Origin of the sequence: Mycobacterium sp. E2989 (assembly GCF_001667595.1) — a bacterium.
Taxonomy (GTDB): domain Bacteria; phylum Actinomycetota; class Actinomycetes; order Mycobacteriales; family Mycobacteriaceae; genus Mycobacterium.
The window spans coordinates 23,944-48,188 of sequence record NZ_LZJX01000127.1 but is presented as its reverse complement, the minus strand read 5'-3'; the positions used below and the strand labels follow the sequence as shown (position 1 = coordinate 48,188).

Annotated in this window: 20 protein-coding genes; 1 reads left to right on the top strand and 19 read right to left on the bottom strand. The window is 69.2% G+C overall.

Annotated features, from left to right (window positions below):
- Positions 1-17: 17 nt before the first annotated feature.
- The 16 genes from A5680_RS23500 to A5680_RS23425 form a co-directional block, all read right to left on the bottom strand.
- Positions 18-1,790 (bottom strand): acyl-CoA dehydrogenase family protein, encoded by a 1,773-nt coding sequence (locus A5680_RS23500; RefSeq protein WP_067823784.1) that lies wholly within the window; start codon positions 1,788-1,790, stop codon positions 18-20.
- A 10-nt stretch (positions 1,791-1,800) separates the two neighbouring features.
- On the bottom strand, positions 1,801-2,238 hold the full coding sequence (locus A5680_RS23495) for an FHA domain-containing protein (protein WP_067823781.1): 438 nt from the start codon (positions 2,236-2,238) through the stop codon (positions 1,801-1,803).
- The gene (locus tag A5680_RS23490) at positions 2,235-2,702 is read right to left on the bottom strand and encodes a hypothetical protein (protein ID WP_067823778.1); all 468 of its coding nucleotides are present in this window, start codon (positions 2,700-2,702) and stop codon (positions 2,235-2,237) included. The genes A5680_RS23495 and A5680_RS23490 overlap by 4 nt, the downstream gene beginning before the upstream one ends.
- Before the next feature lie 105 nt (positions 2,703-2,807).
- Positions 2,808-3,314, bottom strand: a complete 507-nt coding sequence (locus A5680_RS23485; RefSeq protein WP_067823775.1) for a hypothetical protein — start codon at positions 3,312-3,314, stop codon at positions 2,808-2,810.
- Between the two features lie 156 nt (positions 3,315-3,470).
- Positions 3,471-6,674 carry an arabinosyltransferase domain-containing protein gene (locus A5680_RS23480; protein ID WP_067823772.1) on the bottom strand — a complete coding sequence of 1,068 codons (3,204 nt, stop codon included), beginning with the start codon at positions 6,672-6,674 and terminating at the stop codon, positions 3,471-3,473.
- The gene (locus tag A5680_RS23475; protein ID WP_067823768.1) at positions 6,671-9,997 is read right to left on the bottom strand and encodes an arabinosyltransferase domain-containing protein; all 3,327 of its coding nucleotides are present in this window, start codon (positions 9,995-9,997) and stop codon (positions 6,671-6,673) included. The genes A5680_RS23480 and A5680_RS23475 overlap by 4 nt, the downstream gene beginning before the upstream one ends.
- Before the next feature lie 71 nt (positions 9,998-10,068).
- On the bottom strand, positions 10,069-10,692 hold the full coding sequence (locus A5680_RS23470) for a maleylpyruvate isomerase family mycothiol-dependent enzyme (RefSeq protein WP_067823847.1): 624 nt from the start codon (positions 10,690-10,692) through the stop codon (positions 10,069-10,071).
- An 11-nt stretch (positions 10,693-10,703) separates the two neighbouring features.
- Positions 10,704-13,970: an arabinosyltransferase domain-containing protein gene (locus A5680_RS23465; RefSeq protein WP_156675212.1), complete on the bottom strand. Its 3,267-nt coding sequence runs from the start codon at positions 13,968-13,970 to the stop codon at positions 10,704-10,706.
- A complete protein-coding gene (locus A5680_RS23460; RefSeq protein ID WP_067823765.1) occupies positions 13,970-15,928 on the bottom strand; it encodes a galactan 5-O-arabinofuranosyltransferase in 1,959 nt (652 codons plus the stop codon). The genes A5680_RS23465 and A5680_RS23460 overlap by 1 nt, the downstream gene beginning before the upstream one ends.
- 2 nt (positions 15,929-15,930) lie before the next feature.
- Complete coding sequence (locus A5680_RS23455; protein ID WP_055404588.1) at positions 15,931-16,695, bottom strand: decaprenylphospho-beta-D-erythro-pentofuranosid-2-ulose 2-reductase; 765 nt, start codon at positions 16,693-16,695, stop codon at positions 15,931-15,933.
- Positions 16,696-18,096, bottom strand: coding sequence for an FAD-binding oxidoreductase (locus A5680_RS23450; protein ID WP_067823762.1), 1,401 nt, complete (start codon positions 18,094-18,096; stop codon positions 16,696-16,698).
- Positions 18,097-18,185: 89 nt separating this feature from the next.
- Positions 18,186-18,551 (bottom strand): GtrA family protein, encoded by a 366-nt coding sequence (locus A5680_RS23445; protein ID WP_156349657.1) that lies wholly within the window; start codon positions 18,549-18,551, stop codon positions 18,186-18,188.
- Between the two features lie 116 nt (positions 18,552-18,667).
- Complete coding sequence (locus tag A5680_RS23440) at positions 18,668-19,147, bottom strand: GreA/GreB family elongation factor (RefSeq protein WP_067823758.1); 480 nt, start codon at positions 19,145-19,147, stop codon at positions 18,668-18,670.
- A 99-nt stretch (positions 19,148-19,246) separates the two neighbouring features.
- Positions 19,247-20,386 (bottom strand): flotillin family protein, encoded by a 1,140-nt coding sequence (locus tag A5680_RS23435; RefSeq protein ID WP_067823755.1) that lies wholly within the window; start codon positions 20,384-20,386, stop codon positions 19,247-19,249.
- Positions 20,387-20,444: 58 nt separating this feature from the next.
- On the bottom strand, positions 20,445-20,660 hold the full coding sequence (locus tag A5680_RS23430) for a hypothetical protein (protein WP_082459932.1): 216 nt from the start codon (positions 20,658-20,660) through the stop codon (positions 20,445-20,447).
- A gap of 44 nt (positions 20,661-20,704) precedes the next feature.
- Positions 20,705-21,226 carry a 6-carboxytetrahydropterin synthase gene (locus A5680_RS23425; RefSeq protein ID WP_055404594.1) on the bottom strand — a complete coding sequence of 174 codons (522 nt, stop codon included), beginning with the start codon at positions 21,224-21,226 and terminating at the stop codon, positions 20,705-20,707.
- A 68-nt stretch (positions 21,227-21,294) separates the two neighbouring features.
- Here A5680_RS23425 and A5680_RS23420 point away from each other — a divergent pair, with 68 nt between their 5' ends.
- Positions 21,295-21,657, top strand: a complete 363-nt coding sequence (locus A5680_RS23420) for a DUF732 domain-containing protein (RefSeq protein ID WP_055404595.1) — start codon at positions 21,295-21,297, stop codon at positions 21,655-21,657.
- 1 nt (position 21,658) lies between these two features.
- Here the strand turns inward: A5680_RS23420 and A5680_RS23415 are convergent, their stop codons facing one another.
- Genes A5680_RS23415 through A5680_RS23405 form a run of 3 tightly spaced genes read right to left on the bottom strand, consistent with a single transcriptional unit; the run spans position 21,659 to position 24,235 of the window.
- On the bottom strand, positions 21,659-22,489 hold the full coding sequence (locus A5680_RS23415) for an ABC transporter permease (protein ID WP_067823752.1): 831 nt from the start codon (positions 22,487-22,489) through the stop codon (positions 21,659-21,661).
- Positions 22,486-23,415, bottom strand: coding sequence for a glycosyltransferase (locus tag A5680_RS23410; RefSeq protein ID WP_067823747.1), 930 nt, complete (start codon positions 23,413-23,415; stop codon positions 22,486-22,488). Before A5680_RS23410 ends, A5680_RS23415 begins: the two co-directional genes overlap by 4 nt.
- Positions 23,408-24,235 (bottom strand): ABC transporter ATP-binding protein, encoded by an 828-nt coding sequence (locus A5680_RS23405; RefSeq protein ID WP_055405602.1) that lies wholly within the window; start codon positions 24,233-24,235, stop codon positions 23,408-23,410. The genes A5680_RS23410 and A5680_RS23405 overlap by 8 nt, the downstream gene beginning before the upstream one ends.
- Positions 24,236-24,245: the final 10 nt, after the last annotated feature.

The window sequence follows — 24,245 nt, the reverse complement described above, 5'->3', positions numbered from 1 at the left end:
TCGGCGGCCAGTGATCGCTAGCCCGTGAACGCGCCGTCGACGAGTTCGTCGAACCGCTCCAGCGCCTCGTCGGAGTCGGCGTCGATGCCGCGCAGCGCCCCCCGATCCGCGAGGTACCGCTGCGCATAGAGGCGGGCCACCAGCGCCTTGCGCTCCCCGCCTCGGGTGGCGCGCTCCCAGGCGGCCTGCTCGGTGAGCAGCGCCCCCGCGTACACGTCGCCCATGAATTGGGCCAACGGGAACAGCCGCGCCTCGGCCATGTCGCGGTCAAGTTTGGACCACGCCGTGATGGCCGCGTCCAGGTCCTCGATGCGCCCGGCGATCAGCCGGGTGGTGTCGTCGTCGTCGGAGACCGACACCGCGTCGCGCAGCCGCGCCAACAGGGCCTCGTGGGCGCGGGTCTGCTCGATGCCGCGCCGCACGTCCAGGCACAGGATGTTGTCGGGCCCCTCCCAGATGGTGTTCACCTGCGCGTCGCGCAGCAGCCGGGCCACCGGCCAGGTCTCGATATAGCCATTGCCGCCGTGGATTTCGATGGCATCGGACGCCGCGGTGATCCCGAGCCGGCAGGCCTTGAGCTTGGTGACCGGCACCGCGATGCGCTGGCGCATGCCGCGGGGCTGGCGATGGTTGGCGGCCCCGGTGCCGTCGAAGACCATGGCCTGTGCGGCTTCGACGTCGACGATCAGCTCGGCGAGCTTGCGCCGCATCAGCGGCTTGTCGATGAGCGCGCCGCCGAACGCGTGCCGCCGCCGGGCGTAACACAGCGACTCGACCAAGGCTCGGCGTGCGTTGCCGAGGCCGAACAGCGCGATGCCCAGGCGCGCGGCGTTGGTCAGCTCCATCATGCGACCCAGCCCCTTGCCGTCGGACGGGCCCGCCTCACCGGTGGGCTCGCCGGACAGCAGAAACGCCTCGGCGTCAACGAATTCCACCTCGCCGGAGGCCACCGAGCGGGTGCCGAGCTTGTCCTTCAGGCGGCGCACCCGCACCCCGTTGCGCGACCCGTCGCGGCGGGTGCGCAGCACCAGGAAGTTGGCCACGCCGCGCGTCGAGTCGGGGGCGCCCTCCGGCTTGGCCAGCACGACGAATGCCTCGCCGGCGCAGTTGGACGCAAACCACTTGAAGCCGTTCAGGATCCACGCGTCGCCGGCGCGCTTGGCGGTCGTCTCCAGCGCGCCCAGGTCCGAGCCGCCGGTGCGCTCGGTCAGTAGCTGCGCGGTCTCGCCGGCCCACTCGCCCGAGGCGAACTTGGCCAGCACGTGCTCCCGCACGTCGGGCGGCGCGTAGGCGGCCACCAGCGAGGAGACCATGCCGCCGCCGGTGCCCAGCGCGCACCCCATCCCGATGTCCGCCTGGTTGAGCAGATAGTTGGACGCGAACAGGCTCAGGCCCGAGCTCACCTTGGCGGCGCGCGCGTCGTCGCGCAGGGCCTGCTGGGCGTCCAGGACCGCGCGCTTGGACTGGGTGAAGGACGCCGGCATGACGACCTGGCTGATGTCGTGTCCCCACCGGTCGTAGCGCTCCAGCCGCGGCGGGTTGTGGTCGGTCTCTTCCGCCCATCGAGCGACCGGGCCGCCCATCAGCTCGCCCATGCGCACCAGGTGCGGCTCCACGACCGCGAGTTCCTCGGGCTGCAGGTAGTACGCCATGGTGAATTGCAGGGTGGGGTCGGTGAGGTACCAGTTGAGACCGACGGCCCCGCGGTAGTTCTCGGTCCGGTAGCGCTGGGCTTTCTCCTCGGTGGAGAACGGCAGCCTGTCCACCGCCTCTACGGCGTAGTCGCTCATGGGACAAACGCTACGCGTTGGTGAGGAAGACCAGACGCACCCGGCCGATCTGGATTTCGTCGCCGTCGGCCAGCACCGCCTCGTCGACGGGCTCCCGGTTGAGATAGGTGTGATTCATGCTGCCCACGTCGATGATACGGAATTGCCCACCCGCGCTGTGGAATTCGGCGTGCCGGCGGCTGACGGTGATGTCGTCGAGGTAGATGTCGCTTTCCGGATGCCGGCCCGCGGACATGACGGGTTGGGTCAGGGTGAACCGTGAGCCGGTGTTGGGCCCGCGCTTGACGATGAGCAGCGCCGTGCCCGGGCTCAGGGTGGGCCGGTCGTCCTCCGCGGCGGTTTCCGGGGCGTCGAACTCGGCGGGTACCGCGGTGCCGATGTCACCGGTGAGTTCGTCCTCGCCCGCGCGTTCGGTTGGCCGGTGCGGTGGCGGCCCCGGGTCGCTCACGCGGCTCGCGGCAGATCCGGGTTGACCGCCGCCCCTTGAGTTGTCGGCCGTTTCGGCGCCGGTGCCCAGCCGACGTAGGTCAGGTACAGGCCGACCAGGGCGAAGACGACGCAGAGCGCGATCCACCAGCCTTGCGCGCCGATCATGTCGTTGGCCACCGAGGCGAAGAATTTGGGAAAGGCGACCAGCAGCACCCCGCGCAGGACGATCAGCCAGCCGAGCAGCGAAACGATGATCGCCGCGGCCCCCCGCCAGTTTTGGTGCGCGGCAACGATAGTGAGGCCGAGCAGCAGGATGAAGGCGCCGGTCACAAACGTCCACATCGAGTTCGCCTCGAACTGCGACAGCAGCGACTGCATGTCGGAGGCGCGGGCCACCGCCGTCACGTCGACGACGACGAGGAAGGGGCCGAGCACGCGGCACAAAAAGCGTGTCGGGGTCGTGGGCTGTTGTGGAGCGTTCATTGCCGTGCCTCTCATCCGACGCCGGTCATTCGGCGACCCCTTTATCGGAGCACTCGACCGCGGCGTCGAGATAGGGACTTAAGGCACTGGCTGCCGGGGCGGGAGTTAGACGGGCGCGACGAACTCGGAGGTGTAAAACTCCGCCGGATTCTGCGAGTTTCCGTTGGCCCGCTCGATAATCACCCACACGCCCGTGGTGCCGGGCCGAATGGTGTCTTGCACGACCGCCGTTCCATTGCCCGACCCGTCGGTGTCCATCCCGGCGAAGGCGGTGCCGGGATCACCCGGTCCGCAGGTGCTCGACGACGGCCGCGGCATTTGGATGAGCCCGACGTCGAAGTGGGTGCCCGGCTCGGGTTCGTCGTACAGGTGCACCTCGGCGACCGCTCGTGAGCCGGAGGTATGGATCAGCGCCGAACCGGTGCCGAGCATCGGGCTCGGCACCTTGGGGGCCTCGGCCACGCGGCTGAAATCGCAGCGCCGCAAGTAGTTGTCCATGACGACCGTGGTGGCGCCCTCGGCCCCGGCCGTGGTGATTTCGAACGTCGCCGCCGGGGTGATCACCACGGTGATCGCCGCCGCACATGTTCCGACGCGTGTCAGCGCGCGCATAATGCCACCTATTGTGTCCCGTGTGAACTCGATCACAGCGCAATAGGTATTAGCCCGCCTTTGGCCGAATTAAACCTTTCCTCGGCAATTACTCAATCGTTAATTTATGCGGTTATTTGGCGGCTGCCGAATTACGGCGAAAGCCTTTATTAATCGTCACGGCTTAATCCGGATCGGGCCCGGGGACCACCAGCCGCTGCGGGTCGCGGTGCCGAGATCGAGCTGGGCGGGCTGCGCGTCGGCGATGGTGTCGAACTTGCGCAGCGATCCCCAGTCCCGGCCCCAGTCGCGGGACAGGTAGGTGGACATCACGTGCGCCCGCAACAGCAGGTCGGTGATGCCCAGCAGGCCGCCGTTGACGCCGTCCTGCCAGGTGTCGGTGTCCTGCTTCTTGGCGTTGTAGTCCGGGGTGATCCGGAATTTCGGAATCTCGGTGACCCCGTTGACGTGCAGCATCGGCTGCTGGCACGGGAACGCCAACCCGACCGCCCAGTCCATCAGCACTGGCTGCGTCGAACCGACGTACTCCTGCAGGGAGCGCAGTTCCGGCACGCGGGGCGGGGTCAGGGCGACCCAGTCGTCCGGCGTCAGGGACAGGTCCTCGGCGACCACGCGCACCGCGACGGCGTCGGCGGGGATCTGGGCGCGCGGGAAGCGCAGGTTGCGCCACACCTTGGGCTGCTCACCGTAGAGGTCGTAGGGCACGATGCGCCCGGCCGGCAGCAGGTCGCCGCCGGGTCCCGGCTTGCCGTACTCCAGCACGACGGTCTGCCCGGTGGTGTGGTGGTGCAGCACGCTGTTGCCGGTGATCGTGCCCGCGGCGGTCACCGCCACCAGGGGGTGCCCATCGTCCGCCTTCGGCAGCTGGTACCACGCGGAGGTCAGCCTGCTCTGCTGTTGCGGCCCGGTCGTGTAGCTGCCGGCCACCGGAACCTGCTCGGGGTTGAGGCCGTACGGCAGCGGCACCGTCGACCCGTTGACGCCCGGGTTGGTCAGCTTGAGCGGCGCGTCCCAGTCGTAGTCGGTGCCGGGCTGCGGCACCGAGGTTTCCTTGACCGACTCGGCCAGGGTGCGGTCCGGCACGCCGTTGGGGGTGAACCCGGTCGGGTTGACGCCGCCCAGCGGGCCCAGCGGTCCGTAGTCGCCCGGTAAGGGCGCCATGAAGCCCGCGTTGCTGTCGGGCTCGACGAGCACGTCGTCGGCCAGCCCGCATCCCCCGCTGAACTCCCGCAGGTTGTCCCAGGCGTTGGAGTAGGTGGGGTATTGACGCACGATGCCGGCCGTCATCGACGCGATGAACACCAGCGTCATGAAGCCGGCCGCCAGCGGGACGGGCGCGGCCGTCAGCGCCCGGGCCAGCCGACCCTCGCCATGGCTGGGGCCGGCGAAATGCAACCAGGCCGCGTACACCGCGGCGATCACGAAGAGCGCGAAAAAGACTCCGCTGATGGTGATTCCGCCGATTTTCGGCATGCTGTTGTTGAACGGCACGCCGTAGCTGGAGACGTACCACCAGCCATTGGTGGTGGCAAAGCACAGCGCCAACACGAACAGCACCGCCGCCAGGAACGCCATCCGGTTGCGCGACCAGCGCAGCACCTTGGGCGACACCAGCACCGTCGTCAGCGCGGCCATCGCGGCGCCCACCGCCGCGAACAGCCCGAAGTGGTGCACCCACTTGGTCGGGGTGAACATCAGGAAGAACATGGTGCCGAAGATGACACCCATCAACCGCCAGGCCGGACCGCGGGCGACGCCGGGAATTCGCTTGCGCCGCAACATGATGAACACGGCCGTGAAGAGGCACAGCGCGGTGATCAGGAAGCCGAAGCGCCGCGACAGCGAGCCGTCGACGGTGGGCAGGATCAGATAGTAGTAGCGCAGGTTCTCGGTGTACCAGGCCTGGCTGGGTCCGATCGCGGTCCGAATCCTGGTGGCTTCCAACACCGTTGACAGCGTCTGGTCGGCGAACACCACCGTCAGGATGACCGTGCCCGCGGCGAGCATGGGCGCCACCAGCGGCAAGGTGCCGACCAGCCGATGCCGGCGGACCAGGATGCGCAGGATCGGGCGGCCACCGGCGACCAGCGCGGCCACCGCGATCAGTCCGGTGGGCTGGACGCCGAGGGTGAACGCCGCGGTGATGACGGCCAGCGCGGCGGGCGTCAGCCGGCTGTAGCGCATGGAGCGCTCGATCAGCACGTAGGTGATCAGCGAGCCGACGGCGATGATCGGCTCGGGGCGCAGGCCGTTGTCGAACGGCATCCACGCGGTGAGCAGCACCATGCCCGCCGCCCAGTTCGCCGGCCTGCTGGCCGCGACCGCGGGCCCCAGTCGGGGCAGCACCTCACGGGAGAGCAGCAACCAGCACACGATGCCGGCGATCAGGTCGGGCAACCGCATCCACAGGCTGGCGTCGCTGACATGGGTCATCAGCGCCAGCAGGTTGTAATACCAGCCGAACGGGTCCTCGGGGCTGCCGAACCAGCGGAAGTAATTCGACATGTAGCCGGCGTGATCGGCCACCCGGGCCATGCCCAGGATGTAGCCGTCGTCCGACGAGTTCGCCCCGATCACGTGCCACAGCAGGAAGCCGAAGATCACCGCGACGTCGGCCAGGGTGAACGTGCGCCAGTTCGCGGGGATGAGCCGGCGCATCCGGTGGCCGTCCAACTGGTCGAGGCGCCACAGCGCGACCAGCGCGACGATCGTCGACAGGATCGCCAGCACCATCGCGGTCAGCTTCAGCGTCGTCGGCGTGGTGGAGAACCGGGTGTCGATGGTCGCCGACAACTTCAAGCCCGGCGGCGCGGGGCCGGTGAGGTCGGTGAACACCCCCACGATCTGCGGCCGCAGGTTCGGGTCGGCGAAACCACCGCTAATCGGTTTGCCCGCCGGATCATTGAGCCCGACGAAGGTGGCGAACGCGCCGGCCTTCGTCGAGGTGATCTCGATGCGCTGACATTGCGGGGACTCCACCCGGTCCCGCGGCGCGCTGGCGATCACCACATTGCGGTCGGTGACGTCCACACGCTTGCCGTTGACGACGACGAACAGGGCGTTCAGCGCGGCGTCCTTGCCCTTCTTGGGCGCCGTGCTCAGCACGACCCCGCCCTCAGCCGGCAGGGCGCGCACGGCTGAGCATGGCACGGTCGCCGTGATGTCGACCGGGGTCAGCGAAATCAGCGGCGCCGTAACGCTATTCAGTTGGCCGTTCTGTGGCCAGTTCAATGTGGCGGTGGTCTGCACGACGGGTAGCAGCGGGGTCGCCATCGAGAGCACGAACCCGAGCAAGCCGGCGATGGTCGCCACCCAGCGCGTCGTCCGCACGTCCTTGCCGGCCGCCGTCGTCGCGCTCATGGCAGTGCCCGAATCGGTCCCTGCCGGCTCCAGCCGTGCACAGTCATCACACCCTGTTCGATAACGGCATCCGGCGCCTGGTCAGCCGGCACTAACCGGAAGTACTGCTCCACCGATCCCCAGTCGCGATGCCAGTCGCCGCGCAGATACGTCGAGACCGTGGAGGTGCGCAGCATCGCCTGGGTGACCAGGAACGGGCCCCCGTCCTCGCCGGCCTGCCACCCGTTCGACGAGGCCGCCGTCTGCTTGTGATCGGGCAGGATCCGGTAGTCCGGAAGTTCGGCAACGCCAAGGTGTTCGGTGAACGGGTGCTGGCATGGGAAGTTCGCGGCGGTCGCGATGTCCATCAGCACCGGGGTGCGCGACCCGATCAACTGCTGCAAAGTCTCCAGCACCGGGACCCGCGGCGGCGTGACGGCGAACCACTGATCCGAGCTCAGGTTCGGGTCGTAGGCGACGATGCGCGCCACGTTCGCCTCGGGCGGTGCCCAGGTCAGCGGGAACCGCAGGTTGCGCCACGCCGGCTCCGGCCCGATGTCGATCGGATACACCTCTGCCAGCGGCTGCGTGGTGCCGTCGGGACGCGCGACGCCCCACTGGAGTTTCAGCTGCTGCCCATAGGTGAAGGTGCCGTCCTCCTTGTACGACCAGATGGCGCCGGCCGCCGTCACCACCACGATCGGCCGGTCCGGGCTACGCGGCGGCAGCTGGTACCACGCCGACGTCGCGGTGGCGGCCAGCGAGTTCTCGCCGTAGCTGCCCATCACCGGGGTGCGGGCCGGGTCCAGGCCGAACGGCAGCGCCGCGTGCGAGCCGTTGATCCCGACCGGGCCTTTACCGCCGGCGGTGCCGGCCGAGTCGCTCATGGTGGCATTGGGCTTGTTGGGTGACCCGGTGGAATTCACCACCCCCGGCTTGGTGACCACCGGGTACGACCTCAGGTCGTCGCCGACGCCGTCGGGCTTGAAGCCGACCGGGTTGCTGCCGCCGAGCGGTCCGTCCGGGCCGAAGGTCTGCCCGGGCGCCGGCTGCAGCATGCCCGCATTGGGGTCGGGCTCGGCCAGCACGTCGTCGGCCATGGCGCAGCTGGTCGGCGAGAGCCCGGACGTCAGGGCGGCCAGGTTGGCCTTGCCGGTGGTGTAGAGCGGGTAGCGGAACACCGCGCCCTTGGTCAGGGAGGCGACTTCGCCGACCACCATGATGGTCGCGACCACCAGCAGCGGCGTCGACGCGAGAACCCGGTTGCGCCGGTTGTCCTTGACCTCGGTGTGGCCGGCGTAGTCCATCCGGAAGTGCTGCCAGGCGGCGAGCAGCCCGGTCGCGATCGACAGCGCCAGGAACATCGACGTCACCGGGTGGCTGGCGACGACCGGCTGAATGTCATACCAGGGCACCCCGTAGTTGCCGACGTAGAACCAGCCGTTGACGCCGGAGGTCGCGACCGCCAGCACGAACAGCAGCGCGGTCACGTAAAGCGTCAGGTTGCGGCGATTGTGCAGGCCGATCCGGGCCAGGGCGAAGGCGGTCACCGCACCCAGCGCCCCGGCCAGCCCGGCGAACGCACCGAACTGGACCGCCCACTTCGTCGGCGTAAAAGTCAACAACAGCAGGCCGAACGCCGTGGTGCCGATCAACCGCCACGCCGGGCCGCTGGCCACGCCCGGGATGCGGCCGCGGCGCAGCAGGGTGACCAGCATGCCGAACATGCACAGCAGCAGCACCAGCACGGCGAATCGGCGCGCCATCGACCCGTCGGGGTTGGACTCCACCGTGAGGAAGTAGTAGCGCAGCCAGTCCTGGTACCAGGCGATGGTCGGCCCGACCTTGTATTTGATGCGCGCCGACTCCGCGACTCCTGCCAGCGTCTGACTGCGGAACACCACGATGGTGATCAACGACAGCGACGACGCCAGCACGGCGACCGGAGCCAGCAGCCCGTCGGTGGCCCGGCGCCGCCGGATGATCTGGACGATGGCCCGGGCGCCGGTCAGTAGCGCGGCGACGGCGATCAGGCCCTGCGGCGCCAGCGTCACGGTGAGCATCGCGACGAAGATCGCGACGGCGGCGGGGGCCAGGCGCTGCAGCGCGATCGCGCGCTCCACCAGCATCCAGGTGATGATCACGCCCAGCGCGATCAGCGGCTCGGGCCGCAGCCCGTTGTTGAACGGCAACCACGCGGCCAGGAACACCGCGCCCGCGGTGAACACCGCCACCCGATTCGCGGCGAGGCCGCCCCTGCCGGGGCCCAGCCTGCGCAGGATCCAGTGGCTGATGATCAGCCAGCAGGCGATCCCGGCCAGCGTGGCGGGCAGGCGCATCCACACGCCGGCGGTGCTGACCGACGCCAGCCGGGACAGCACCCCGAGGTACCAGTCGAACGGCGCGTCGGTCGCGCCGAAGTAGCGGTAGTAGTTGGCGATGTAGCCGGCCTTCGGGGCGACGCGGGCGATGGTCAGGTTGTAACCGTCATCGGAGGAGGTGGCGCCGATGACGTGCCAGACCAGCAGCGTCGCGATCACCCCGGCGTCGGCGATCCATGTCGCGATCCCGACGCGCCGCCACGAATTCCACCGGGCCCGCGGGCGGTAGCGGGCAAGCCAAGCGATCGGCGAGCGCCAGTTCACCAGCGCGCCGCCGCCGCGACTGCGGCGATCGAGCGCGGCCAACGCGACGACGGCCGTGAGGACGGCCAGGGCCCCGACGGCCATCGCGAGCTGCTTGACGGCGGTGGGGGCCGTGATGAACCGGGTGTCGATGTCGATGCGGGCCGACAGCCCCGGCTGGGCGGGCACCTTCAAATCCGTGAAGATGCCCCCGACTTGGGGCTTCTTTTCCGACGGCAGGATCCCGGAGGCGCCCGGGATGCCGACGAAGTCGGCCCCCGCGGTGCCCGCGTCGGCCCAGACGTGCAGCACGCTGCAGGCTCCGCCGGTCACCGCCGGGCGCGGCGCCGCCACGGCCACGGTGTCGCGGAAGGCGACCACCACCAGATCCTTGTCGGCCCGGACGAACAGCCCGTTCTTGCCGGCGTCCAACCCGCCCGCGGGCAGGGTGGAGACCACCAGGCCGCCGACGGCGGGCAGCGTGGCGATCGCGGCGCACGGGATGGAGATGTCCAGCGCGCGCGGCGCGCCGGACACCAGGGCCGCGGTGACCTGGGTGACGTGCCCGTCGGCGGTGCCCTGCGGCCACAGCACGGTCGCGGTGGTCTGCTTCACCGGGAGCAACGGGACCAGCGCGCACAGCAGCAGTCCGACAAGCCCCGCGACGACGGCCACCAAGCGTGGGATCCGCTGGGATCGCCGATCATCGTCGTGGGGCACGAGGCTCGATCGTAAGCGAAGCCGCTATGTCCGCTGAGGACGCGGGGCCGCGCAGCGGGTCTTCGGGCTGTTCACCGGGGCAGCCGGGCGGCCAGCGTGTCCAGGCCCGGGCCGTCGAGCTCGGCGAGCGCCGCGGGTCGGCCGGACATCGCCATCAGGAGCGCCTCGCCGGGCCCGATCACTTCGGGGCCGCGGCCGTGCGCCCACTCGATGTCGGTGGCGCGCAGGTGCAGCCCGCGGATCCGGCGGCCGGCCCCGAGCCTGGGATTGCCGGGGACCAGACCGAGCACCCGCTCGAGCCGATCGGCCGGCACGGTGCGCGGGCGGCCCAGCGCGCGGCGGATGTCCTGGTGGTGAATCGTGCCGTCGACGAGCGCGATCATGCCGCCGAAGCCCGCCGTCAGCCCGCGCGGTTCCAGATGGGCGCGCAGGAAGTCGAGCAGCTGCTGGGGGCTCAGGTCGGCGAACTCGTCGACACCGACCTGGTTGGCCCTGACGACCCAGCCCTTCGCGAAGCGCTTCAGCAGCCCCAGCGCGCCGAGCTCCTCGTAGCTGATCATATGCGCGACAACGTCTTTGACGGTCCAGCGCGTGCACAGGCTGGGCGCGTCCCACTGCTGTGGCGTCAGGGTGGCGAGGAATTCGGCCAGGTCGGCCCGCTCGTCGCGGGCCATGCTCATCAGGGTGGCCGTCATGTCCGCGGTGCCTACGTCTTGCGCAGCGGCGCGGGACTCCACAGCCCGCTGCGCGTGGTCGTACCCAGCTGCAGCCGGGCGGGCTGGGCGTCGGCGTAATACGGCGTCAACCGTTGCAGCGAGCCCCAGTCACGCGACCAGTCGTCCTTCAGATAGGTGGCCATGGTGGTCGCCTTCAGCAGCAGCTCGGTGACCCCCAGCGGGCCGCCGCCGTTGTTGTCCATCACCGGCGAATTCGCTTCGGCGCCAAAGCGATCCGGCAGGATGCGCCACTTCGGCGTCTCGTCGACGCCGTTCTGGTGGCCGAACGGCCGCTGGCACGGGAACGCCAGCCCGACCAGCCAGTCCAGGAACACCGGGTCTTTGGATCCGACCACGTCCTGCAGCGTGCGCAGCTGCGGGATCCGCGGCGGTGTGAGCGCGATCCAGTGCTGCGGCGCCAGGTCCTCGTCGTCGGCGACCAACCGCAGCTGGGTGGCGTTACTGGGGATGGCCGACAGCGGCAACCGCAAGTTGCGCCACGCCGGCGAGGCCCCGACGTCGGCGAACTGGAACGACCCGCCGGGGTGTCCGCCGGCGGCCTCCTCGTCGGTGGCCCACTGAACCTGGACCTCGCGGGGGTCGAAGCGGCCGGCCGCGCTGACCACCAGCAGCGGCCCCGCCTTGTCGCGGGCCGGCAGGCGGTACCAGCCCGACCGCAGGTGGGCGGGCACCTGGATGCCGGGGCGCCAGCTGCCCAGGACGGGCGTGCGCGAGGGATCCAGGCTGTAGGGCAGCTGGGCCACCGAACCGTTGATTCCCGGCGCCGGGTTGGTCCCGCCTTCCGTGCCGGCCTCGGCGCCGGTGACCAGCTTGTCGTCGTTGATGAAGCTGCGGTCGCCCGGACGCTCCATCACCGGGTCGGCGCGGACGTCGGCGGGAATGCCGTTGGGGGTGAAGGCTTCCGACAAGCCCGCTCCCAGCGCGTCGCCCACCGAGGCGCCCACCGGGGCCAGCGCCCCGGCGTTGGGATCCTGTTCCACCAGCACGTCCTCGGCCAGGCCGCAGGACTTGCCGGCCAAAGCCTGCAGGTTGGAGCGGCCCACCGACCAGGCGGGGTACTGGTCGGTCATCGCCAGGGTCAGCGACGCGACCTCGAACACGACCAGCAACCATGTCGCAATTGCCAAGGGGGACTGGATGATTCCGGTCGCGCGGGTCCGGGACGACCCGTTGTTCGGTGAAACGAAATGGAACCATGCCGCCACCAGCAGCACTAGAACGGTCAGGCCGAGCAGCGCCGTGGCGAAGGCGTAATGCCACGCCGGGAACGAATTCGACCATGGCACACCGAAATTGGACACATACCACCAGCCGTTGACGCTCGCGAACGACAACGCCGCCAGGAACAGCACCACCGCGGCGAACATGGTGCGGTTGCGGCGGGACCTCATCGCTGCGGCGGTCACCGCGACCGCGGCCAGCGCACCCAGCGATCCGGCCAACCCGGCGAACACCCCGAAGTGATGGGTCCACTTGGTGGGCGTGAACATCATCGCGATGAACGAGATGATGGTGATGCCGACGATGCGGCGGCTGGGCCCGGCGGCCGTGCCCGGAATTCGGCCCTTGCGCAACGACATTGCCACGGTGATCGCCAGCGCCAGGATCAGCGCCAGCACGGCGAAGCGGCGCGCGACCGACCCGTCGGGGCTGGCCATGAACAACCGCTCGTAGCGGATGTGCTCGTCGAACCAACTCAGGCTGGGCCCGACGGCGCGCTTGAGCATGCTGGCCTGGATCTCACCGGCCAGCGTCTGGTCCCGGAAGATCAGGATGGTGGTGACGGTGACCGCGGCGAGCAGCGGCGCCACCAGGGGCAGCGCGCCGAACCGTTTGGACCTGCGGTGCAGGATGGTGCGCAGCGGCCCGATCGCGACCAGCAGGGCGCCGATCGAGGCGATGCCCGTCGGCCCGGAGAACAGGGTCAGCGCGCCGATGATGCAGGCGACCGCCACCGGCAGCAGCCGGCTGGTGGCCACCGCGCGCTCCACCGAGCACCAGGTGAGCAGGATGCCCAGCGCGATGATCGGCTCGGGGCGCAGGCCGTTGTTGAGGGGCAGCCACACCGCCAGGAACATGCCGGCCGCCGTCCATGCCGCACCGCGGTTTCGTTTGACGGCGTGGCCCAGGCGGGGCATCACTTCCCGGCTGATCACCCACCAGCACGTCAGCGCCATGGCCAGGGTGGGCAGTCGCATCCAGATGCTGGCCGTGCTGACGTGGGCCCACAGCGCCAGCAGGTCGTAGTACCAGCCGAAGGGGGCCTCCGGCGTGCCGAACCAGCGGTAGTAGTTGGCCATGTAGCCGGCGTGCTCGGACACCCGGGCCATGGTCAGGATGTAGCCGTCGTCGGAGGTGTTCGCACCGACGAACTGCCACCACACCAGAACGGCGATGACCAGCGCGTCCAGCCCGCTGACCGACCACCAGCGCGACGGCAGGAAGCGGCGGTGCCGGGTGCCGTCGGCGGTGTCGAGCAGATGCAGCGCGACCAGCGCGGCGGCCGTCAGGACGACGCCGAGGATCATCGCGGCCATCTTCAGCTGCGTCGGGCTGCTGCTGTAGCGGGTGTCGACGGTCGCCGAGAAGCTCAGGCCGGGCGGGGTCGGCCCGGCGAGATCGGTGAAGACGCCGACGATCTGGGGCCGGAAGTCGTAGCCGCTCTTCTCCCCGCGCAGCGGCGCGCCGGGGTGCTCGGTGTTGGGGCCCTGGGTCAGCCCGACGAATTCGGCGGTGACCTTCTCGGCGTGCGCGGTGAAGGTCAACCGCTGGCAGGCCGGGCTGAGCACCTCGCTGAGCGGCGCGGTGACGACCGCGACGTTGCGCACCACCACCACCAGGTAGTCGTTGGCGCGCTGGATGAGCAGCCCGCGGTCGACGGCCTTGGGCGCCTGCTTGGGCACGGTGGACAACAGCACGGTCTTGCCGGCGTTCTGCGGTCCGGCCAGCCCGGCGGCGGCCTGGCAAGGCACGGTGATGTTGAGGTCGGTGGCCACGTACCCGATCAGGGGGGCGTCGACGCTTGCGAACGTGCCGTTTTGCGGCCAGTTCAGCTGCGCGGTGGTCTGATTGACCGGCAGCAGGGGGGTGGCGAGGGCCAGCAAAGCCCCGAGCAGCCCGGCGACGATTGCAACCCACCGAGTGATCCGGTGGTTCGCTCCCGTGTCGGTCACGGTGGTAGATGCTAGTTCTTCGACGCCCGGCGGCCCCTTTTGAGGCACGGTGTCGGTGCTCATCAGCGGCTCGGTCCGGGCTTGCGGATGGCCACCACGAACGGGCCGGCGCTGTGGACGACGAACTGCGGGCTCTCGAAGAGCGCGGCCCGCAGGTCGACGGTGTAGCGACGGACGTTGGGCTGGTTGGGGTAGACGTCCTCGGCGAGCCGCAGGGTGTAGTTGCCGTTTGCGCCGCGGCGCATCAGAAACACCGTCGGCGGCGGCCAGGGGCAGGTGTCCAGCGCGTGGAGGAGCTCGTCGGCGGACTTGAGTTTGGACCACTTGTTGATCTGGGCGGCCCGCAGGTCGAACTGCGCCAGCGGGTTGGCGTAGTGCGACGTCAGTCCCTGAAATCCCCAATAGGGATAGAAGGACAGGAAGCTGTAGTCGGCGGTCATCACGACGGTCTGGTCGCGCGGCCGGCCGGTCACGGTCGTGATGGTGTGGTCGATGTCGGGGTAGAACTTCTCCGAGCTCGGCGGCCTGCGGTCGCCGCGCTGCCCGTTGCCGTCGGTGTCGGTGTAGGCGACGGTGAGGTCGGGCCGCAGCACGTCGGGAATGTCTTGGCTGAAAGCGATCGCCGCGGCCAGGCCGACGGCGCCGGCCAGGGGGAGCACGGCCCGGCTGCGCGCGGACAGCGCCCGCGTCGCCTCGACGAACCCGAACGCCCCGGCGGCCACCAGCAGCACCGTCAGGGTGGGCTGCAACCGGAACGACAGCAGCGTGGTGCGCGCCAGCGTGGTGAGCATCGACAGCAGCGACCATAGGTAAACGGCCAGCACGCCGATGGCCAGGGCGCCGGCCCGGACCGACGACCTCGCGCGCACGACCAGCCACAGCGCGCCCAGCAGGCAGACCGCCCCCAGCAGGGAGAACTGCAGCATCGGGAAGGTCAGCACGGCGCCGTCGGCCGGCAGGTAATGCGCGGCGCTGCCGGAGTTGCTCACCGGGCTGCCGACCGCCCGCAACAGGAACGGCAGCCAGGTGGTGCTCGCGATGGCCGCCGCGATGACCGCGATGACGGCCAGCCGGCGCAGCGGCTCCAGCGCCGCCCTGAAACCGCCCTGCCGCCAGCGCGACCCGGCCACCCACAGGCCCATCACGCCGAACGTGAAGGCGCTGAAGCCGAACAGCAGCGTGTACCACGTCGCGGTGAAACCCAGGAAAAGGCCGGCGGCGATGACGGCGGCCCAGCCGCTTCGCGCCTGTGGCTCCGCCGCCGCCTCGAGCGTCACGCCAGCGTGGCCGTCGGCGTCCGGCGTCACGCTGGCGTGACGCTCGGGGGAGTCCCGCCGTTCGCCGGCGCGCAGCCCCGACCAGGTCAGCACCAGCACCGGCGGCAGCAGCACGGTGATCATCGCGGCGTACGGCTCGGGCGAACCGTAGGCGAGCGTCGCCGCGGCCGTCGCGGTGGTGACGATCAGCGCGTACTCGAACCGGATCATCCGCCACCACAGCACCAGCGCGACGGCGACCGCGATGGTGATCGAGGTGACGGCCCAGGGCTTGTACACCTCCCAGGCCGGCGTTCCGCTCAGCGCCGCGGCCCGCCCGCCGATCCAGAACCAGCCCGGCGGGTAGAACGGCGGCAGCCCGATGTAGGTCATGTCGCGCAGGGCCGGACTGTCGGCCAGCCGGGTCAGGTACTCGGTGCGGAACTGCTGATCGACGGAGATGCCGAACAGGTACAGCTTGGTCGCGCCCAGCGGCATGCCCAGGGTCACCACGGTGAACGCCGACACGAACACCAGCCCGGCCAGCTGCGCGGGCCGGCGCCACCGTCGCCATGCCCAACCCGCGGCTACCAGACCGGCCAGGCAGCCCACCTGTCCCACCGTGGTGAGCGCGTGCAGCTGGTTGGACGACGGGAAGGCGGGCCACTGCACCCGGGAGATCGCGGTCAGCGAGACCACGGCGACGACGACGGCCACCGCCACCGCCACGAACATCTGGCCTAGGCTGGCCAGGGCGTTACGCATGATCAGATGGGCAGCTTGCGGAAGATGGGCCGCGGGATGTGTCGCAACACCATCATCACGTACCGGAATGCTCCTGGCGCCCAAACCAATTCCTTACCCTTTGCGGCCGAGGTGACCGCGAGGTTGGCGACGTACTCCTTGTCGACGGTCAGCGGCGCTTCCTTGACGTGCGCGCTCATCCGGGTGCGGACCTGGCCGGGGCGGATCACCAGGACGCGAACCCCGTACTCGCGCAGGGCTTCTCCGAGTCCGAGGTAAAAGCCGTCCAGTCCCGCCTTGGTGGAGCCGTAGACGAAGTTGGACCGCCGCACCCGTTCCCCCGCGGCCGAGCTCATCGCGATGATCTGGCCGAAGCCCTGGGCCCGCATCTTCTCGCCGAGCAGCACCCCCACCGAAACCGCTGCGGTGTAATTGATTTCGGCGGCGAGCACGGCCTTCCGCTGGTCTTGCCACAGCTCTTCGGCGTCCCCGAGGATCCCGAAGGCGACGATGGCCACGTCGACGTCGCCGTGGGCGAACGCCTCCTCGATCATTTTCGGGTGGCTGTCGGGGTCGGTGGCTTCGAAGTCGATCAGCTCCACCGACCGCGCGCCCGCGGCCTTCATCTGGGCGACGGCGGCGTCGCGGCCCGGGTCATCGGGCATGGCGGCCAGCACGATCCGGGCGTGCGCGTTCTGCAGGTAACGCTCGCAGATGGCCAGCCCGATCTCCGAGGTACCGCCGAGCAGCAGGATGGTCTGCGGGTTACCCACAGCGTCGAGCACCATTTACAACAGCTCCAAACGTCGGGCCATGTCCGAGGCGAACACCCCCGAAGGATCCACCTTGCGGCGCACCGCGATCCACTCGTCGATGCGCGGGTACATGGCGTGAAAGGTTTCGGCGCTGGCACGGGAATCCTTGGCCGTATAGACCCGGCCACCGAATTGCAGTACGCGCCGGTCGAGTTCGTTGAGGAACTCGTTGATCCCCGGCTTGTTGGGGAAGTCCATCGCCACGTTCCACCCGGCCATCGGAAAGCTCAGCGGCGCGCGGTTGCCCGGGCCGAACAGTTTGAAGACGTTCAACGCCGAGTAGTGGCCGCTGGTCTGGATCCAGCGGATGATGTCCTTGAATTCGTCCATCGCGTCCGGCGGAACCAGGAACTGGTGCTGGGCGAAACCCATTGGGCCGTAAGCGTTGTTCCATCCGCTGACCAGGTCGAGCATGTGGTAGAACTGCGACAGGTTCATGATCTTGCCGGAGTAGGTCCCGCCCAGCCGGTAGTACACCTCGCCGATGGCCATGAACGACAGCTTGTTCATCGCGCTGACCGGAAACACGTTTGGCACCGTCAACAGTTGCGGCGCATCGAATTTCAGCGGATTCTTGGCCAGCTTCGCCGGCAATTGGTCCAGCCTCGCCAGGCTGCCGCGGCTGACCGCGGCACGGCCTAGCTTGGGCGGCGGACTGATCAGGTCGAACCAGGCGCTCGAGTAGGTGTAGTTGGCCTCGCTGCCGTCGAGGTGGACCGCGACCGTCTCGTCGAGGTCCTTGGTGGCGACGCCGTCGGCGATGAAATAGGCCGTCTCCGTGGGTGTCATCTCGATGGTCGCGCGCAGCACGATCCCGGTCAGGCCGTTGCCGCCGACCGTGACCCAGAACAGCTCGGCGTCCGAGGCGTCCGGGCCGTCGGGGGTGATGGTGCGGATGGTGCCGTCGGCCATCAGCAGATCCATCGAGCGGACGTGGTTGCCGAAGCTGCCCGCGCTGTGATGGTTCTTGCCGTGGATGTCGCAGGCGATCGCGCCGCCGACGGTGACCTGACGGGTGCCCGGCAGCACCGGAACCCACAGCCCGAAGGGCAGCGCCGCCTTCATCAGCTGGTCCAGGCTCACCCCTGCGTCGACATCGACCAGCCGGGTGTCGGCGCTGATCGAGTGGATGCGATTGAGCCCGGTCATGTCGATCACCAGGCCGCCCCCGTTCTGGGCGTTGTCCCCGTAGGACCGGCCCAGCCCGCGCGCGATGACGCCCCGCCCGTTCGGGCCGCCGGACTCGGCCACCCGCGCGACGGCCTTGGCGATCACCTCCGGATCGCGGGTCGAGAGCACCTCGGCCACCGACGGCGCGGTGCGGCCGAAGCCGGTCAGCCGGGTGGGGGTGGTTCCAAGTTCGGTGCTCAACATCGTCAAAGAGGCTACCGCCTGCCCGCGCGACGATGCGGGACGCTTGCGTCCCGAGGAGGAGGCGGGCAAAACCGCCGTGCGCAGGTGGCTCAGCGGATGCGGAAGATCACGGCTCGCTGCACGACGAAGTTGATCACCGTCGCGGTGCCCTGCGCGATCACGAACGCGACGGGTATTGCCCACCCGCGATAGTGCATAAGCGCAAGGCACAGGTGGTTCAGCCCGACCTGCACGGCGAAGGTGATGCCGTAGAGGATCATCACCGCGACGAAACGCGCGGTGCTGGGCGCCGCCTGGAACGTCCACCGGCGGTTGATCAGGTACGCGGTGATGGTGCCGACGACGAAGCTGGTCGCCTTGGCCAGGTCGACCTGGACGCCCACCGCTTTGTACAGCGCCAAGTACAGGCCGAAGTCGACGATCCCGGCCAGGCCGCCGGTGACGACGAAACGCATCACCTGAGTCGTCAGGCTCAACTGCGGGCTGGGCGGTGCGGCATCGGGCGGCGGGGCAACCATCGGGGGGAGTCTATCCGGGCCGGCGGGCCGCGCCGGGGACGCTACGGGACGCTTTAGCGGGGCAGCTTGACCGCTATCAGCTCGACCTGATCCTCGCCCTGCGGCGTGGAGTAGGTCACCGTGTCGCCCGCCTTGTGTCCGGCCAACGCCTGGGCCAGGGGGCTGCGCGCGGTCAGCGTCTCGCCTTCCCGACCCACCGGCGTCTCTTCCACGATCGAGATCACGTGCATGGTGACCACTTCGCCGTCGGAGAAGCGCAGGGTCACCTCGGTGCCACCGGGCAGCGTCTCCGAGGCGTCGGGGTCGGACGGTCCGGTGCGCAGCCGGCGGTCCAGCTCGTTGATCCGGTCGCTGAGCCCCACCAGCTCCTCGGCGCGCTGGATCGCCTCGGCGGCGTCGCCGTGATCGCCCACCATGCCACGGTCGTTGCGGACCTCTACCTCGAGGCGGTCGCGCCGCTGCCGCAGCCGGTCGAGCTCCGCGGCCAGGCTCTCTTTCGCCGCGTCCGCCGCTGACTGGACCTTCTTGCTCACGTCGGTGGACCCTTTCGCCCAATTTGCTCAGATGGCGTTCCAGTGTCGCACCGCGACGAGTTGGCCGTCACCATTATTGGCCAAGCGGCGAGTTCCCCCTCAGTGGGCGATCGAACCCGATTCGGAGTTCGTGGCGATCGGCGGCGCGGCGTCGGTGTCGTCGTAGTAGTCGACGGTGCCGCGCAGGGCGTCGAAAATGGCCCGGCCCTGGGCGACCAGCCCGCTGGCCACCTCGGTGAGTCCCTCGGCGCCGTTGAGCACGGTCACGTTGGCGTTGGCGAGCCCCCGGGCCGCCTTCTCCACGATCTCGGGCAGCTGATCGATCAGCGCCTTGTCCAGGGCGACCCGGTTGTGCGACGCCGCGGCCTCGGCCTGGATCTTCATCTTCTCGGCGTCGGCGACGGCCAGGATCCGCACGCGCTCGGCCTCGGCCTCGGCGGGCTTGACCACCTCGGCGACCAGTTCCTGCTGGCGCAGTTCGGCGGCGCGCTGGGCCAGCTCGGTGCGCATCTGCAGCACCTCGCGCTGGGCCTCGGCTTCGGCGAGCGGCCCCGCCTGCGCGGCCTCGGCCTGGGCCTTGTCGACCTCGGCCTTGTACTGCGCCTTGACGATTGCGGTCTCGCGGGCGAATTCCGCCTGCTTGCGCTGCGATTCCTGCTCGGCTTCGGCGGCCGCCTGATTCGCCTGGGCCTGGGCGATCTGGGCCTGCTGCTGGATGGCCGCGTTGTGCGGCGCCGACATCGCGTTGATGTAGCCGAGCCCGTCGTCGTCGATGGATTGGATCTGCAGCGCGTCGACGGTGAGCCCGATGCGGGCCATCTCCTCCTTGGACCCGTCGAGCACCTCGGTCGCCAGTTTCTGGCGTTCCCGGATGATCTGCTCGACGGTCATCGAGCCGATGATCGACCGCAGGTGGCCGGCGAAGATGCGGCCCGTCAGCACGGACATCTGATCCTGTTCGGACAGGAATCGCTGGGCGGCGCTGATGATGCTTTCGGTGTCGTTGCCAACCTTGAACGCGATCACCGCCCGGACGTTGAGCGTGATGCCCTGCTGGGTCACGCATTTCTCGGCCACCTCGGCCTCACACATCGCCAGCGTGAGGAAGCGGGCCTTGCGGAAGAACGGCATGATGAAGGCGCCGTGGCCGGTCACGACGCGAAATGGGGCGTTGCTCTTGCTTCGGCCGCCCGAGATCAGCATCGCCTCGTCGGGGGAGGGCACCTTGTAACCGAGCATGGGGACTCCTTTTGGGTTTCGCTGTTGTATCCCGGACGATCCGGGCGGTCAATTCAGATCAGGCGAGGCCGTGCCAGGGTTCGACGACCACCGTCCGGGCTTCCCTGACCTCCACCACCAGCACCTCGGCGCCCTTCGGCAGCGGCTCGTCGGACCACGCCAGGAAGGCCTCCTTGGCGCCGCGCACGGTGACCAGTACCTCCCCGGCGCCGCGGTCGCCACGGGTTGCCACGGTCAACGTCCCAACGCAGCCGATTGCCGAGGCGTCGCTCACGAACGCATACTCCCGCATCGGCATTGCGAGCGTCGTGTTTCGTTCTAAACGGGTCCCGCCGTCAGGGTGACGACGTTGTTGCGGCTCTCGCGCGCCTTGATCCGCGATACCCAGACGCGGCCGCCGGTCGCCCGCTCGACGATGCGTTCGACCGTCTCGAAGGTCCAGGCGGCCGTGCCCGCCATCCCGGTGTCGTCCATGATCCGCAGGTCGATGACGCCCCGGTCGGCCAGCAACTCGAACAGGTCGCGCTGGGGGTCGTCGACGGCGATCAGCGTGGTGTGGTCGAACTGGTCGCGCAGCGCCGTCTTGACCTCGTCGAGGGTGCCCTCGTCGATCACCGCCTCGGTTTCGGGTTCGGTTTCGGCGCAGGCGAATTCGATGTCAAAGGCCCGCTCGAAGCCGTGCAGGAAGAAGCGTTTGCCTTGGTTGGCCCACGAGCGGTGGCAGCAGGGCAAGTTGTCGAACAACTTGCGCAGGTGGAACCGGGCCGTGCGGCCCAACGGGGCGTCGGCGCGGTGCATCGTGGCCACGCGGGCGCCGTCGAGGTAGATGGTGTTGCCCATGGACCGCAGCCTCTGTCGCGCTCCTTGCGGGATCCTCAAAGGATCCTTGGAGGCCTATCGTTGATGACATGAACGTCGGTCCGGTGAAGTGGTCGACAGTCGTGGCGGCCCCGCTGTGCGCCGCGCTGCTTTCTGCCGCCCCGGCCGCGGCGGATCCACCCGACGATGCCTTCCTCGGGGCCCTCGCCGACAACGGGATCGTCATCAACGACCCGGGCACCGCGATCTCGATGGCCCGCTCGGTGTGCGCCGGGCTGGACAACAACCAGCGGTCGAGCCTGCTCGCGATGAAGGTGATGAAAGACACCAGTCTGACGGCGCGACAGGCCGGGTTCTTCGTCGGCCTTTCGGTGTCCGCCTACTGCCCGCAATACAAAGGGCAGATCGATGATTCGCTCGCCTGGCTCGATCCCGGCCCGCCGCTCATGTGAGCTAGACCCAGTACGGCACCCGGGCCCGGTATTGCCGCATCGCGACAGCCGCCAACAACCAGCCGACGACGGTGAGCACCGCCACCACGGCCCAGTGCCGCAACTCCTGATGGGCGCCGAGCAGCGGGGCGCGCACGATGTCGAGGTAGTGCAGCAGCGGGTTGAGCTCGACGATCTTCGACCACCGGCCCGCGCCCTGCTGCCGCAGCGTGTCGTCGTTCCAGATGATCGGCGTCATGAAGAACAACAGCTGCACCACCGAGAACAGCAGCGGCCCGATGTCGCGGTAGCGGGTGGCCAGGATGCCGAAACACAGTGACACCCAAATGCAATTCAGCACGATCAACGCCAGCGCCGGGATCACCGACAGGTCCGCCCACGACCACGGCTTCGGATAGATCATCGCGATGACGACGTAGATGACGATGTTGTGCGCGAACAAGATCATCTGCCGCCACACCAGGCGGTACACGTGCACCGACAGCGGGGTGGGGAGTTGCTTGATCAGACCCTCGTTGGCGACGAAGACGTCGGCGCCCTCCAGAATGGCGGCGTTGATGAGGTTCCAGATGATCAGGCCGAGCGTCACGTAGGGCAGGTGCACGGACAGCTCGAGGTGAAAGAGCTTGGAGTACAAGCCGCCCATCGCGACGGCGGTGGTGCCGGTCGCGATGGTGATCCAGAACGGCCCCAGCACCGAGCGGCGGTAGCGCTGCTTGATGTCCTGCCAGCCCAGGTGCAGCCACAACTCGTGCCGGCGGAAGCCCGCGACCAGATCGCCCCGGGCCCGGGTGAAGGTCCGCGACTGGGCGGCGGCGTCCAGAAACGTCATTGCGTGCCTCCCGGACTCGATGGTGGCGACCCGCCGAACTGCTCCCGACGGCCCAAGCGGCGCAACCGAATCCACTCCGCCAGGCCCCTGGGGTCGCGGCGGGTCAGCAGAAAGTACCAGCCGAACCGCACCCACTCCTGCACCTGCAGCTTGCGCAGCCCCGGCTGGGACAACAGGTAGCCGCGGTTGCGATAGGTGTAGAACCGCTTGGTCGGGTCGTCGGGGTACTGGGTGTGCATGCGGCCGCCCAGGATCGGCCGGAATTCCGCGGACCCGCAGGGGTGCAAGTAGATCGCGTCCAGGCAGGTGCCGAACGGTAGGCCCGACCGCACCAGTCGCCGATGCATCTCGACCTCGTCGCCGCGGATGAACAGCCGCAGGTCGGGGACGCCGATCGCTTCGAGCGTGGACGCCCGGAACAACGCGCCGTTGAACAGCGACGCGATGCCGGGCAGCAGGTCCTGCCCGGGCTCGGTGCGCAATTCGCTTGCGCGCCTGCGCCATACCAGCCCGCGGCGCAGCGGGAACGCGAGCCGCTCGGGGTCGTCGAGGTTGCACACCATCGGTGACACCTCGGCCAGGCCGTGCTTCTGCGCGCACGCCAGCAGGGTGGCCAGCACGTGCGAGTCCTGCGGCCGCCCGTCGTCGTCGGCCAGCCACACCCAGTCGGCTCCCTGCGCCAACGCGTGCAACATGCCCAGCGCGAAACCGCCTGCGCCGCCGAGGTTTCGGCGGGAGGCCAGGTAGCTGGTCGGGATCGGCTGGCCGGCGACCAGGTCGCGGACCCGGCCGTCGCCGCACCCGTCGTTATCGACGACGATCAGGTGATCGGGCAACCTGGTCTGGCTGCTCAGGGTGCCCAGCGACTTGGCCAGCTCGTCGGGGCGCCGGTGGGTGACGACGACAGCGACGACGGACTCACTCATCCCCGGATGCTCTTTGCGCCAGCGGTTTTTCTGCGGCCGTCTCGGCCAGCACCTCGCGTACGTGCCGGGCCGCGTCCTCACCCTCGTAGGCGCGCACCACGTCTTCGATGCCGCCGGACTGGCGGATCACGCCGTGGTCGATCCACATCGCCGTCTTACAGAGGCGGGCGAGGAATTCGTTGGAATGGCTGGCGAACACCAGGATTCCGGACCGCTCGACCAAGCCCTGCAACCGGGACTGGGCCTTTTTCAAGAAGTCGGCGTCCACCGCGCCGATGCCCTCGTCGAGCAGCAGGATCTCGGGGTCGATGCTGGTGACCACGCCCATGGCCAGCCGCACCCGCATGCCGGTGGAGTACGTGCGCAGCGGCATCGACAGGTAGTCGCCCAGCTCGGTGAACTCGGCGATCTCGTCGACCTTGGCCAGCATCTGCTTGCGGGTCTGCCCCAGGAACAGCCCGCGGATGATGATGTTCTCGTAGCCGGAGATCTCGGGGTCCATACCGACCCCGAGATCGAAGACCGGTGCGACCCGGCCGGTGACCTGCGCCCAGCCGCGGGTGGGCTCGTAGATCCCCGAAAGTAGGCGCAGCAGAGTCGATTTCCCCGCGCCGTTGTGGCCGACCAGCCCGACCCGGTCGCCCAGCTCGAGCGACATGGTGATGTCGCGCAGCGCCTCGACGACGACCACGTTGGACGCGTTGCGGCCGATGGTGCCGCCCGCCTTGCCCAGGAAGGCTTTCTTCAGCGAGCGCGACTTCGCGTCGAAAATGGGAAATTCCACCCACGCGTTGTGCGTCTCGATGTGAGGACCCGCCACCGTGCTTCGC